The 13,659-nt window shown below is 57.3% G+C and carries 13 protein-coding genes and 1 tRNA gene; 12 read left to right on the plus strand and 2 right to left on the minus strand.

Annotation, left to right across the window (positions count from 1 at the left end; translation table 11 throughout):
- Positions 1 to 117: 117 nt before the first annotated feature.
- Positions 118 to 1,509, minus strand: a complete 1,392-nt coding sequence (gabP, locus tag DYL61_RS17760) for a GABA permease (protein WP_135309409.1) — start codon at positions 1,507 to 1,509, stop codon at positions 118 to 120.
- 555 nt (positions 1,510 to 2,064) lie between these two features.
- On the opposite strand from gabP, the gene DYL61_RS17765 reads away from it, so the two are divergent.
- The 5 genes from DYL61_RS17765 (at position 2,065) to DYL61_RS17785 (ending at position 6,270) form a co-directional block, all read left to right on the plus strand.
- Complete coding sequence (locus DYL61_RS17765; RefSeq protein ID WP_105697685.1) at positions 2,065 to 2,838, plus strand: ABC transporter ATP-binding protein; 774 nt, start codon at positions 2,065 to 2,067, stop codon at positions 2,836 to 2,838.
- 13 nt (positions 2,839 to 2,851) lie between these two features.
- Entirely contained in the window at positions 2,852 to 3,604 is a 753-nt protein-coding gene (locus DYL61_RS17770; protein WP_105697684.1) for an ABC transporter substrate-binding protein, read from the plus strand.
- Positions 3,605 to 3,678: 74 nt separating this feature from the next.
- Entirely contained in the window at positions 3,679 to 4,374 is a 696-nt protein-coding gene (locus DYL61_RS17775; RefSeq protein WP_053253867.1) for an ABC transporter permease, read from the plus strand.
- A gap of 38 nt (positions 4,375 to 4,412) precedes the next feature.
- Complete coding sequence (locus DYL61_RS17780; RefSeq protein WP_026013808.1) at positions 4,413 to 5,102, plus strand: ABC transporter permease; 690 nt, start codon at positions 4,413 to 4,415, stop codon at positions 5,100 to 5,102.
- A complete protein-coding gene (locus tag DYL61_RS17785) occupies positions 5,083 to 6,270 on the plus strand; it encodes a methyltransferase (RefSeq protein WP_135309410.1) in 1,188 nt (395 codons plus the stop codon). The genes DYL61_RS17780 and DYL61_RS17785 overlap by 20 nt, the downstream gene beginning before the upstream one ends.
- A 242-nt stretch (positions 6,271 to 6,512) precedes the next feature.
- Here the strand turns inward: DYL61_RS17785 and bcsQ are convergent, their stop codons facing one another.
- The gene (bcsQ, locus tag DYL61_RS17790) at positions 6,513 to 7,445 is read right to left on the minus strand and encodes a cellulose biosynthesis protein BcsQ (RefSeq protein WP_135309411.1); all 933 of its coding nucleotides are present in this window, start codon (positions 7,443 to 7,445) and stop codon (positions 6,513 to 6,515) included.
- 358 nt (positions 7,446 to 7,803) lie between these two features.
- Between bcsQ and DYL61_RS17795 the strand changes: the two genes are divergently transcribed.
- The 7 genes from DYL61_RS17795 (at position 7,804) to DYL61_RS17830 (ending at position 13,659) form a co-directional block, all read left to right on the plus strand.
- Complete coding sequence (locus DYL61_RS17795) at positions 7,804 to 8,037, plus strand: DUF2790 domain-containing protein (protein ID WP_105697681.1); 234 nt, start codon at positions 7,804 to 7,806, stop codon at positions 8,035 to 8,037.
- A gap of 123 nt (positions 8,038 to 8,160) precedes the next feature.
- Positions 8,161 to 8,236 (plus strand) — tRNA-Thr (locus DYL61_RS17800).
- A gap of 161 nt (positions 8,237 to 8,397) precedes the next feature.
- Positions 8,398 to 9,717 (plus strand): tyrosine-type recombinase/integrase, encoded by a 1,320-nt coding sequence (locus DYL61_RS17805; RefSeq protein WP_135309412.1) that lies wholly within the window; start codon positions 8,398 to 8,400, stop codon positions 9,715 to 9,717.
- Between the two features lie 929 nt (positions 9,718 to 10,646).
- On the plus strand, positions 10,647 to 11,627 hold the full coding sequence (locus DYL61_RS17815) for an integrase domain-containing protein (RefSeq protein ID WP_135309413.1): 981 nt from the start codon (positions 10,647 to 10,649) through the stop codon (positions 11,625 to 11,627).
- On the plus strand, positions 11,624 to 11,899 hold the full coding sequence (locus DYL61_RS17820; RefSeq protein WP_135309414.1) for a hypothetical protein: 276 nt from the start codon (positions 11,624 to 11,626) through the stop codon (positions 11,897 to 11,899). Before DYL61_RS17815 ends, DYL61_RS17820 begins: the two co-directional genes overlap by 4 nt.
- A 317-nt stretch (positions 11,900 to 12,216) precedes the next feature.
- The gene (locus DYL61_RS17825; RefSeq protein WP_135309415.1) at positions 12,217 to 12,435 is read left to right on the plus strand and encodes a hypothetical protein; all 219 of its coding nucleotides are present in this window, start codon (positions 12,217 to 12,219) and stop codon (positions 12,433 to 12,435) included.
- Between the two features lie 150 nt (positions 12,436 to 12,585).
- A complete protein-coding gene (locus DYL61_RS17830) occupies positions 12,586 to 13,659 on the plus strand; it encodes a hypothetical protein (protein ID WP_135309416.1) in 1,074 nt (357 codons plus the stop codon).

Raw genomic sequence — 13,659 nt, forward strand, 5'->3', positions numbered from 1 at the left:
GAGGGGGCTTGCCCCCGATGGCGGTGTATCAGTACCAGAAGGGCTGGCTGACACACTGCAATCGGGGGCAAGTCGAATCGTCGCACCGCCCCTCCCACATTTTTTTACCGCGGTGCGTCAGTTGAGTACTGGAGCGCCTACTTTCTGCGCCTTGCGACGGCTCGACACCATCAACCCGGCAGCCACCACCAGCAAGCTCAGGATACCGGTCGCGATAATCTCGACGCGGTGCGCTTCCTGGAACAGCATGATGGTCAGCGTACCTACGATGAACACCATCACCGCATAGGTCAGGCCAGGGAACAGCCACATCTTGAAGACAATCTTCTCGCCCGCCGCCGTGCGCTTCTGGCGCATGCGCAGTTGCGATACCGCGATCACCAGGTACACCAGCAGCGCGATGGCGCCGGAGCTGGCCAGCAGGAATTCAAACACTGCCGCTGGCGCCACGTAGTTGGCAAATACCGCCAGGAACGCAGCACCTGTAGACAGCATCACCGCCCAGTAAGGTGTACCCGCCTTGTTGGTACGCTTGGCCACAGCGGGTGCGTCACCACGACGACCCAGGGAGAACAGCATGCGCGACGCGGTGTACAGCGCCGAGTTCAGGCAACTGGTCACAGCAACCAATACCACCAGGTCGACGATCAGTTTGGCATTCGGGATGCCCATGCGCTCCAGCACGGTCTGGTAGGAACCTACCGCCGCCAGGGTCGGATCGTTCCATGGCACCAGGGACACCACGATGAAGATCGACAGCAGGTAGAACAAGCCAATCCGCCAGATCACCGAGTTGGTGGCCTTGGTGATTTGCTGGCCAGGGTTCTTCGACTCAGCCGCCGCAATGGTCACGATCTCGGTGCCCATGAACGAGAACATGGTGGTCAGGATCGCCGCCAATACCGCGCCCATGCCGTTGGGCATGAAGCCCTGGGTGTCGAACAGGTGGGACACGCCGCTGACCTGGCTGGTCGGCAAGAAGCCGAAAATCGCGGCCAGACCCAGGATCACGAAGCCCACGATTGCCACGACCTTGATCAGCGCAAACCAGAACTCGAACTCACCGTAGTTCTTCACGCTGAACAGGTTGGTCGCGGTCAGCAACAAGGTGATGACCAGGGTAAACACCCAAATCGCCACATCCGGGAACCAGGCATGCAGGATGGTAGCGGCGGCGTTGGCTTCCAACGGAATCACCAGCACCCAGAACCACCAGTACAACCAACCGATGGTGAAACCGGCCCAGTGACCGATAGCGCGGTCGGCATAGGTGGAAAACGAACCGGTGTCCGGCGACGCCACGGCCATTTCGGCCAGCATGCGCATCACCAATACCACCAGCGTACCCGCAGCGGCGTAAGCCAACAGTACGGCCGGCCCGGCGGCAGCAATCGCGTGGCCGGAGCCAACAAACAAACCGGCACCAATAACGCCGGCAATCGACAGCATGGTGACGTGACGCGGTTTGAGCCCCTGTTCGAGGTCATTGGAGCTTTGCGTACTACTCATTGACACACCTTTACGAGGAATTGCGAAAACGGTCCGCCCGGCCCGGGATCCTTCTCGTGAAAAGAAACCAACAGGGCGTTCTTTATTTTTTACGCAAGATTTGCGCCAAAATGTTACAGGCCCGCCATTGACGCGGGCTGCAGCGCTAACCGATAGGCTTTGCAAGTCGTTGAGATTACTGGCATTCCGCTATAGCGTTACCGAGCGACCCACTTTACAGATGAAAGCGCGCACCAAAAACACACACAAAAAGTGCGTGACGCCCCATATAAGGGCTGATATGCACCGTTTGCCCCATTGACCCTTCCAACACCCGGCCAAAGCTGGCACCATCGCGCCCTTTTTTACGCGAAGCCTGCGGTTTTCCGGGTTGAAACGGTTGTTCGGTTGTTGATGGCGCGACACCCTGCTGTGCCGATGCGACACCCTGCCGCACACCGCCCGTTTACCGCCCGCCGCGCTGTTGGCTGCCAGATAAACGCTATGCTAGCTTGGCGCCTCGCCAGGAAGGCGGCCCAACAGCGACGAACGCAACGAACACAATGAGGACCCCACATGGCCGAGGCCACGCCCGCGCTTGAAATCCGCAACTTGCATAAACGCTATGGTGAGCTGGAGGTACTCAAAGGTATCTCGCTGACCGCTCGCGACGGCGATGTGATCTCGATCCTGGGCTCCTCCGGTTCCGGCAAGTCCACCTTCCTGCGCTGCATCAACCTGCTGGAAAACCCCCACCAGGGCCAGATCCTGGTGGCCGGCGAAGAACTCAAGCTCAAGGCCGCGAAAAACGGCGAGCTGATGGCCGCCGACGGCAAGCAGATCAACCGCCTGCGCAGCGAAATCGGTTTTGTGTTTCAAAACTTTAACCTGTGGCCGCACATGAGCATCCTCGACAACATCATCGAGGCTCCTCGCCGTGTGCTTGGCCAGAGCAAGGCCGAAGCCATCGAAGTGGCAGAAGGCCTGCTGGCCAAGGTCGGCATCGCCGACAAGCGCCACGCCTACCCTGCGCAATTGTCCGGCGGCCAGCAACAACGCGCCGCCATCGCCCGCACCCTGGCGATGCAGCCCAAGGTCATCCTGTTCGACGAGCCCACTTCCGCGCTTGACCCGGAAATGGTTCAGGAAGTACTTAATGTGATCCGCGCGCTGGCCGAAGAAGGTCGCACCATGCTGCTGGTCACCCATGAAATGGGCTTCGCCCGCCAAGTGTCCAGTGAAGTGGTGTTCCTCCACCAAGGCCTGGTCGAAGAGCAAGGATCGCCACAGCAGGTGTTTGAAAACCCGCTTTCGGCGCGCTGCAAACAATTCATGTCCAGCAACCGCTAACGGAGCAACATGCATGCAGAACTATAAAAAATTCCTTCTGGCCGCGGCCGTCTCGATGGCGTTCAGCGCCACGGCCATGGCAGAAACCTTGAAAATGGGGATCGAAGCGGCCTACCCGCCGTTCAACAATAAAGACGCCAGCGGCAACGTTGTCGGCTTCGACAAAGACATCGGCGACGCCCTGTGCGCCAAGATGAAAGTCGAAAAATGCGAAGTGTACGTGTCCGACTGGGACGGCATCATCCCGGCCCTGAACGCCAAGAAGTTCGACTTCCTGGTGTCCTCGCTGTCGATCACCGATGAGCGCAAGCAGGCCGTCGACTTCACCGACCCGTACTACTCCAACAAGCTGCAGTTCATCGCGCCTAAAGCCACCAAGGACTTCAAGACCGACGCGGCCTACCTCGACGGCAAGGTCATCGGTGCACAACGTGCGACCCTGGCCGGCACCTACCTGGAAGACAAGCTGCCGGACACCACGGCCAAGCTGTATGACACCCAGGAAAACGCCTACCTCGACCTGACCTCCGGCCGCCTCGACGGCATCCTCGCCGACAAGTACGTGCAGTACGAATGGCTCAAGAGCAAAGACGGTTCGGCCTACGAGTTCAAGGGCGACCCGGTTGTAGAAAGCGACAAGATCGGTATCGCCGTGCGTAAAGGCGACCCACTGCGCGAGCGCCTGAACAAAGCCCTGGCAGAGATCAAGGCAGACGGCACCTACAAGAAGATCAACGACAAGTACTTCCCTTTCAGCATCGAATGATCTGAACGGTATGCCCGGCGCGCTCACCTGAGCGCGCCGGCTTTTTGTAATGCCTGCCGCGATATGAAAACACCATGAATTTCGATCTCTACGGATTCGGCCCCGCGCTTGCCGCTGGCGCGCTGATGACCGTCAAACTGGCGCTCACGGCCCTGTGCCTGGGGCTGGTGCTCGGCCTGGCCGGCGCCTTGGCCAAGACTTCGCCATACAAGCCGCTGCAATGGCTGGGTGGCGCTTATTCGACCATCGTTCGCGGCATTCCCGAATTGCTGTGGGTGCTGCTGATTTATTTCGGCACGGTCAACCTGATGCGTGCCCTCGGTGAGTTCTTCGGCAACCCCGACCTTTCCCTCAGCGCCTTTGCCGCCGGGGTGATCGCCCTGGGCCTGTGCTTTGGTGCCTACGCCACCGAAGTATTCCGTGGCGCGATTCTCGCCATTCCCAAGGGCCACCGCGAAGCCGGTGTAGCGTTGGGGTTGTCGAAGTTTCGGATTTTCACCCGCTTGATCATGCCGCAGATGTGGCGCATTGCGCTGCCAGGGCTGGGTAACCTGTTCATGATTTTGATGAAGGACACCGCGCTGGTATCGGTCATTGGCCTGGAAGAAATCATGCGCCACGCACAGATTGGCGTGACGGTGACCAAGCAGCCGTTCACCTTCTTTATGGTCGCTGCCTTCATGTACCTGGGCCTTACCGTACTGGCCATGACCGGCATGCACTTCCTGGAAAAACGCGCCGCCCGCGGCTTTGCAAGGAGCACCCAATGAGCGGTGACTACAGCTGGCTGTCGCATTTCGACCTCGGCCTGAACTGGGCCGTCATCATCAAGTGGCTGCCCAAACTGGCCCAGGGCGCGACCCTGACCCTGGAGCTGGTGGCCATCGCCGTGATCGCCGGCCTGCTGCTGGCGATTCCGTTGGGCATCGCCCGCTCTTCGCGGCGCTGGTACGTCAGCGCGTTGCCCTACGCCTACATTTTCTTCTTCCGTGGCACGCCACTGCTGGTGCAGTTGTTCCTGGTCTACTACGGCCTGGCGCAGTTCGATGCCGTACGCGAGAGCTTCATGTGGCCGTACCTGCGCGATCCGTTCTGGTGCGCCACGGCCACCATGACCCTGCACACCGCCGCCTACATCGCCGAAATCCTGCGCGGCGCGATCCAGGCCATCCCCCCGGGCGAGATCGAAGCGGCACGCGCCCTGGGCATGTCCAAACCCAAGACGCTGTTCTACATCATCCTGCCCCGTGCCTCGCGCATCGGCCTGCCGGCCTACAGCAACGAAGTGATCCTGATGCTCAAGGCCAGCGCCCTGGCCAGTACGGTGACGTTGCTGGAATTGACCGGCATGGCGCGTACGATCATTGCCCGCACTTACTTGCCCGTGGAGATCTTCTTCGCTGCCGGCCTGTTCTACCTGTTGATGGCTTACATCCTGGTACGCGGCTTCAAACTGCTGGAACGCTGGCTGCGCGTCGATGCGTGCCAGGGACGCTAAAGCGCGCTTCGAGGCGCTGGATGCCTTCCTGATCGAACACCGAGGGCTGTGGAAACCACGGCCCTTTACCCATCGCCAGCTCGCCTGGGAAACCCGGCATCCCGAGCTTGCACACTGGTTGCGCCAACGCTCGCTGGATGACGCCGAAACCAGCCACAACACCCCGCACGACCTGCCCGCTCCCGCACCTTTTCCACAGCTTGCCGCGCAGGCTCGCCAGCTCAGCGCTGTGGATAACTTGCCAGCCCAACACCTGGCACCCGCCCACCATCGCCTGAATGTCGATGTACCGGGTCGCAAGTGGCAACAGATCGAGGCTTTCGGCGCCGCCCTGCAGTTTGCGCACACCCCCACGCACTGGCTGGACTGGTGCGCCGGCAAGGGCCACCTTGGCCGGCGCCTGCTGCAAACCGGGCAACAACTGACCTGCCTGGAATATGACCCGGCATTGATCGCATCAGGGCAATCCTTGAGCGACCACCACGGCTTGGCCGTAACCCATCGTCTGCAAGATGTGATGGCCGACGTCACGCTCAGCCCCGACCACACGCCCGTCGCCCTGCACGCCTGCGGCGACCTGCATGTGCGCCTGCTGCAACTGGCCAACACCGTCGGCTGCAAACAACTGGCGGTGGCGCCCTGCTGCTACAACCGCATCAGTGCCGACCGCTACCAGCCGCTGTCCCGTGCAGGCCGCGCCTCAACCCTGCAACTGTCGCTGGATGATCTTGGCCTGCCATTAAGCGAAACGGTCACTGCCGGTACCCGCATACGCCTGCAACGGGATACGTCCATGGCGCGGCGCCTGGGCTTTGATCAACTGCAACGCCAACTGCGTCAGTGCGATGAATACCTGCCCACGCCGTCCCTGGCCGCCAGTTGGCTGAACCAACCGTTCGCCGACTACTGCCGGGAACTGGCGCGCCTCAAAGGGTTATCCACAGGTGTACAGGATTGGGAAGCGCTGGAGGCCTACGGCTGGAAGCGCCTGGCCGAGGTCAGAAACCTGGAATTGCTGCGTGGTCTGTTTCGACGCCCACTGGAGCTGTGGCTGGTTCTGGATCGGGCATTGTTTCTTGCGGAAAACGGCTACAACGTCGAGGTCGGCAGCTTCTGCGATGCGGCATTGACGCCGCGCAACTTGATGGTGCTTGCCGAGCGCAATTAAAGGGCAAAATTGTCGCACGCCAGCCTGTGGATAACTCTGTTGATGGAATCTTTACAGAGCCTGTAGTTATCTATGCTCGGTGCCAAAACACACGCTGATCATTTTTTGCACACCCCCTAAAAGCGCACGAAAAACAGGCAGTTGCAGCCCAATGAGAAGCGCTCCACAAAATGGATGTTTCGTGACAAGCCGATCCAACCGATTGTGCATAAGCATCTGGCGATAAGCGTATAAATCGCGTGTTAGGCGGTTTTTTTCGGCGCCTTCAATAGCCGGCACAGGTCGTTGATGTCGTCCATCGCCATGCTGGTGACGCGGTTATCCAACGGGTCGGTGCCGAAGGCCAAGGCTTCGCTGATAGCCATGTCGCGGTGCACCTCCAAAGGCGCCTGACCCAATCGCTGCTGGAACGCTTCGACCATATCCAGATTGAAGGCTTTGCTGTCATCGACCTGGTTGATCAAAAAATGCACACGAGGCGAGTACTCGCGCTCAAGGTAGGGCGCGAGCATTGCGTCCACTTGATCCAGCGTGCCCAGGGAAGCGGCATCGGCTTGGGCGACGATCAGCACCACATCGGCCACGTTCAGCGCTTGCTGGCTGTAGACGTTATTGCCGGCGGGAGTATCGATAACCACCGTGTGGCGCTCGCTGAGGTTTAACGCCGACAGATGTTGTGCGAGCCAATCCGGCTCACGCTTGAGCCAACGTTGCAGGTTTTCTCGCTGTTGGGAGTCGGTGTCGCCGAAGGTGATCACCTGGCAACCGGCAAACCCCGGCTGCTGGATCTGCGCCCATTGCGCGTTGCGCAGGCTGGTGCGACCTACACCGCACACGCCCGCACTGACGCCGAAGTGATGACGCAAGGCATTCTGCGGGTCCAGGTCCAACGCCAGCACCGACTCACCGTGACGCTGCAGGCCGCTGCTCAAGGCCGTGGCCAAGGTACTACGGCCCACGCCACCATTGACCGACACCAACGCAACCACTTTCGGACGCAGCATCGTGGCATCCCCCGGCAGGGTATGTTCATTCGCGCAGGGCATTTGAGGGGGGAACGGGCTGCCGTCATCAACGGGAATACTGCCGAAGAAATGCAAACGCGCGTCCAGCCCTCGGGCATCTCGGGTGACGTTCTTACCGAACAGCACCAACAGTCGATCTGTGAAACTCATCACCCAAACTCCCTCGACGCGGCTTAAAGACGTGAGGGGTCGACAAGGAGAAGGCTCGTCGCAGGTCTTTTTATAGGCGCCTCTGTGGTCACATTCTGTGACACAGCAGGCAAAGTGTCATTATTTTGATGATCCGACTACATATTTTTTAGATAAACGGCAAATCGTCAAATTAATGACCAAAAATCGTTGACTCATAAGTGTTTCCAATCGAGATCCGGGCGAACGTATCCCCATGTAGGCAAACCCTGCGCACAAACACTACGAAACAAAACCCGCCGCTGCGCGACACAGACCAGACACCTCCCCGGCATTCAATAGCTCCCACACCCACTATTGATTCCCCGAGGACACCGCCATGAACCCCAACAACTGGAACATCTTCATCGCCGCCAGCCTGCTCGCCTTCACCCTCAACGCCCACGCAGACGTCAAGCCGAGCCCGGACATCCAACGCGTCCTCTCCACCGTCGAAGACAAGAGCCCCTCCTGCGGCGTGGTCAATGCCCACATGACCTACCTCGATTCCCACGGCCAAAAACAAGTGCTCAACTACAGCAAATTCGCCAGCAACTGCGCCGATGGCAGCTAACAGAAACGCCCGCGCTTTCACCGAAAACGCGGGCGTCGTGAAAAAACCTGCCATTTCGCAAAAATAGTCAGAATTCAGGGGTTTACAGAACCTCGCCAATCGCTATAATCGTCGCCCTAACACGCCGGTATAGCTCAGTTGGTAGAGCAACTGACTTGTAATCAGTAGGTCCCGGGTTCGACTCCTGGTGCCGGCACCATTTGAGGTTCCAGAGAAGGCTTTCAAAATCTCTGGAACCCTTGAAAAACCCGCCTTCTGGCGGGTTTTTTCGTTTTGGCGTTCCGTCGGATTCCGGTGCAGCCAGCGAGAATAAGGATAGATTTAAGGGTACCTACCAATTCGATATTGGAAAGTACCCTTATGGCCAGGACCACAGCTCCGCTCACTGACACCGCCTGCCGTACAGCCAAACCTCGGGAGCGCGAGTACAAGCTCTTCGATGGCGACGGCCTCTACCTGCTCGTACAGCCCAACGGGCGCAAAGGCTGGCGGCTCAGGTACGTGAAGCCCGATGGCCGCGAAGGTCTCACTGCCCTCGGCAGTTACCCGGTAGTGGGATTGGCCGACGCGCGCCGCAAGCGGCTTGAACTCAAACAGCAACTCGCCAACGGCATTGATCCCATCCAGTCCAAGCAACAAGCCAAGACTCAAGCCGTGATCAATGGGCGTACCTTAGAAAGTGTCGCGCTCGATTGGTATGCCGGCATGGTGCCCAAGTGGGCGCCGGGCCACGCCAAAACTGTGCTCAGCCGGTTGAAGACCCACGTATTCCCAATCATCGGCGCCAAGGCAATCGTCGAGCTCGATACCCACGACCTCATGCAGCCGCTGGAGGCGGTGACGAAGCGTGGCACCATCGACGTCGCGCTCAGGATCAAGAACTACCTGCAAAGCATAATGCGCGAGGCCAAACGCCTTCGGCTGATCAAGGTGAACCCAGCTCACGACCTCGATGGCGCAATCAAGGCGCCACGAGTGACCCACCGTCCCGCACTACCCTTATCGCGACTACCGGAGCTACAAGCTTGTATCGAAGCATATAAAGGTCGTGCCCTTACCCGCCTGACGGTGATGCTGTCGCTGCACGTATTCGTGCGCTCCAGCGAACTGCGCTTCGCACGGTGGAACGAGTTCGACCTCAAGCGCGGCATCTGGGAAATCCCCGACACTCGCCCGGCGCTGGACGGCGTGCCCTTTTCCACACGGGGTACAAAGATGGCTGGTGACATCCATCTTGTACCCTTATCGCCACCAGCAGTGGCTTTGCTGGAACAGATCCACACGATCACCGGCAAATTCGACCTAGTGTTTGCCGGCGACGCCAAGCCATGGAAACCGATGTCCGAGAACACGGTGAATGCTGCGCTTAGGACAATGGGCTACGACACCAAAGTGGACATCTGCGGCCACGGCTTTCGCGCCATGGCGTGTAGCGCACTGATCGAGTCCGGGTTGTGGTCGGAAACGGCAATCGAGCGGCAGATGAGCCACAAGGAACGCAACAATGTGCGCGCCGCGTATATCCACAAGGCCGAATTCCTTGAGGAGCGCCGGATGATCATGACTTGGTGGAGCCGGTTTCTGGAGGCAAACCGCGAGGACCATGTAACGCCACATGAATTTGCCAAGCAGGCGGGTGAGAACGTTACGCGCATTCGCAGTGCCAGGTGGGCCGAGTAGCCCGCCTCCCCACCGCTACAAACCCGCTGTGAAGTTACACGCCGCGCCGCATGAAGCTCCTCCGCGCGGGTCCTTTTAAACCGGGCTGCAAAGCCGCCCCGTTTAAAAGGACCGAACCGTAGAGAAAAACAGCTGGCACAGCTTAGCGTCTGTGGAAAACCAACATTGTCCACCGGGGGATAGTTTTATCCACAGGCGCTAATTATCTGAATTCAGGCCGCTTGACGACTTTTGTCCACAGGTGTAAACCAGAAATTGCAAGCGCTGCCGAGGCAGCAAAATGTGGCCAGAAACCTGAAAGGTCACGCCCCTCGTGAGACGGTTCATCCCAAGTACGATTCGCGTCCGGTAGCTCGTACGGTCACTACCCATGTGATGGATGCCTACTCAGTATCGTTGCCACTGCGGCAACCACCCTACCCTTCTGCCCAGCAGCAATTTATCCGCTTGGCCATTTCGTGTGCGCCAACCCTTCGCCCGTCTCTTTCTCCAGGAAAGAGACGGGCACGCAAACCACTGCTGCAGCCCATATAGAACGTGGCTTTGCCGCAATCCTCCTCGTGACAATCGGCGTGACAAACACCGAAGTCACCAGCAACAGCGATGTAGATGATGGTGCCGCAGGCCATGGATTGGACTGCACCTGGCTGACAGCGAGGCATGCCCCGGTCACCGCATAGCTGCCTTCACCCGCCTCAGGATCTCGCGGCGATGGTTTCGTCCGCCAACGCAGCCTCCACCCGCCCACCGGTAACGGTGCTCAGGAGGCCAGATCATGAGATGCCCATGCTCCCGGTCGTAAGGAGCCGCCAGTCCAGCGTTAAGGACATCCCCACAGGCCGCAGGGGCCTTGATCCCTGATAACACTCAACATTCTTGGCGGGATGACGTGGGGCGAGAACTGGAGAAACGGGTAGGAGGTAAGCGACATGGCATTAGTGGGTAGACGCGATGGTCGTAATTTCGGCTACGGCAGACAATTGAGCTACGCGGGGCCGCGGGCGCTGAAAGACATGTTTGGCAGCGGCCACTACGGCACGGTCAAGGCGCACAGTGACCGGTGGCGGGCATTCGTGAAGTGGTGCCGGTCCGAAGCGGGCCCCGGGGTCAACGATGCGCAGCAGATTGACCGCGAGGTGTTGTCGAACTATGCCGCATACCTTCGCGGCCTGGTTGAGCACGGCCACCTAGCTATCTGCACTGCGCAAAACCGGCTATCTAGCGTTAATAGAACAATGGCAGCACTTCGCGGTGATCAGTATGTGAAAGTGCCAAGTCCGAGCACGGCGTTGGGTATGCAACGAACCGGGGTTCGTCAATCGGTGCCGCAGGGCCAAGATCTCGAACACATACAGCGAATAGTCGAAGCGCTTTGCAGCCGTCAACATCTAAGGGCCGCGGCGATCGTGCAGCTGGCACGAGCCACCGGTATGCGTTTGCGTGAGGCCATCTTGGCTGACCTGCCACGGTTGAGCCGCGAGGCTGAAAGCTTAGCCAAGATCAACATTCAGGACGGCACCAAAGGCGGCCGCGCCGGTGCATCAGCACATCGCTGGATTGCAGTAGACGACCATATTCGTGGCGCCCTTGAGTTCGCGAAGCAGGTGTCGCCTGCTGGTAACAGGAACCTCATTGCTTCGAACGAAAGCTACTTGAGCATTCTTCAGGAAATCGTCCGTCCCGCACGCGACACCATTCATGCATATAACCTCAAAGGCTTCCATGAGCTACGAGCGGCGTATGCATGTGAGCGCTACGAACAAATCACCCAACATCACGCACCTATTAACGGTGGTGAATGCTGCCAGCTGAATCCGCACCTCGACCGTGAGGCGCGGAAGCAAGTCAGCTATGAGCTGGGGCACCGTCGGATCGATGTGGTTGCTGCTTACATCGGAGGACGGACGTGAGCAAGTCATTCGATATGGAACTGTTCCTGGCTGGTGTGCTGATCGGTTCGCACGCAACGCGACAACGTCATGTGCGCCAGGCAAAAATCATTCAGGCTGCAATCGCAGGCCGCTGGCAGCGGGAAAACCCTTGGACTTGGCAAAAGAAGCATGTGGTGTGGTTTCTTGAGAATCGCTTGAGCGAACACAGTCAGGCAACGCGGTATTACTACGTGCTGACGGCCCGACTGCTAGCTCGACGTCTAGGAACGTCATGGCTTTTTAAGCTCTGAAGGGGATCTGATCCCGGTAATCACGACCGACTGCAATCGGCCAGAAGCGGACGCTAACGTGAGTGCCGAAAAGCATTGATGATGGCAAAAATTTGGTGGAGTTCGAATCTCTCCTTCACCGCCAAATTCAGAAAACACAAACCCCTGATTTTACTAGAGAAAGTCGGTGCTTTGTGGTTTTTGGCGTCTGAAAAAAAGGCCATATGGGACTGGCGCACTGTTCTGGTGCGAGAAATGCTGTGCGGCAAACGCTGCGTTGGTGATGAACCGACTGCCCTGGACTACGCTGTCAAGGAACCTCGCTCAAGGACGATCCCATGCCAAACAGTTCTGAATCCAACGTCGCCACGGCAGATGCTCTGATATTGCTGCTGCACAACCAACATGCCTTGGCCGCAGCAATTGAGGAGGTCACGAAATGGCTTTCAGATAATGGCGTAGACGCTGTTGCAGAAAACGCAGTTGCGGCGATGGAAACCTTGGATACGAACGCGCAAACAATCACAGATGCAATTATGCGACTACGGGAACTCTAGGGCTTTGGCCGCCCGCCATTCGCCAAGTGTAAGGGTTCTGACTTGGAGTCATAGGCAGGCTACGTCGAACTTGTCTTTAAGAGATATTCTTACGATGATAAATTCAGCGTTATGCTCAAAGAGTCTACTCATCTAAATAGAGTTTTAGCGATGAAGAGAATTAAGAGAAACCCTGGTAAATTTGAAGTGATAGACCTTTTCACTGCCCTTGGTAGAGAACATGGATTTAAAGTCTCTGAAGATGAGGATGCTAGAGAATTCATGGGGCTCGTAAAAAGCTCACTAAAAAAGTCGTTCGAAGATGCAAAGCTGCTACATGGTAAAAGAGTAGAGGCAATGTTTGCTCATGTTGCCGGAGCTCTCGGTGGGAGCAAGCTTATAAAGCAAGAGGACAGTGGATCGATATTTACTGATGATGACGATCTTCAGCCTCCAGACTATTTAATTGTCCTAAAAAGTGGGGAGAGAATTTTTGTAGAAGTCAAAAACTGTCATTTCAAGAATTATAAATCTCCCTTCCCTGTTAAAAGTGACTACATCCAAAAGCTTGAGAATTATGCGCAGCTAAACGGTGCGGCGCTTAAGTTTGCGGTATTCTTTTCCCAGTTCAATCAGTGGGTGCTACTTTCCAAGAGCTCTTTTACAGAGCATAAGGCGAAATGCAGCATCAGCTTTATTGAAGCTATAGCCAAAAATGAGATGTCGATCATTGGAGACAGGATGATTGGCACGAAGCCGCCTCTTTCAGTTGTTTTTGTTGCCGATCCCGAAAAGGAAGCATTTATCACAGACGATGGTCAGGCAAATTTTATTATTTCGGATATAAAATTTTATTGCGACGAGAATGAGATTACAGACGGAACTGAGAAAAACATTGCCTTCTATCTCATTCAATTTGGAAAGTGGTCGGAATCTGAAGGTGAGGCACTATTTGATAGCGAACGGTTGGCGGGAGTGAAGCTTGACTATCAGCCTGAACATCAAGAGGAAGTGGACGATGCGCGTCAACAAGGATTTGGAATCATTGGCCATCTAAGCTCCATGGTTAGCACTGCTTACAAACAACATACGGTTTACGAGCAGCGAGTAATTGCATTAGATACAGCGGCAGATCCCGAGATTTTTTCGGTTGAGATCCCCAAGGGATACAAAGGCGACAAGCTTCCACTATGGCAGATGGAGCTCAGGCCTAATACAGAATTCAAAGGCAGCATAGGAGAGTAA

Source organism: Pseudomonas nabeulensis (assembly GCF_004682045.1).
Lineage (GTDB): Bacteria > Pseudomonadota > Gammaproteobacteria > Pseudomonadales > Pseudomonadaceae > Aquipseudomonas > Aquipseudomonas nabeulensis.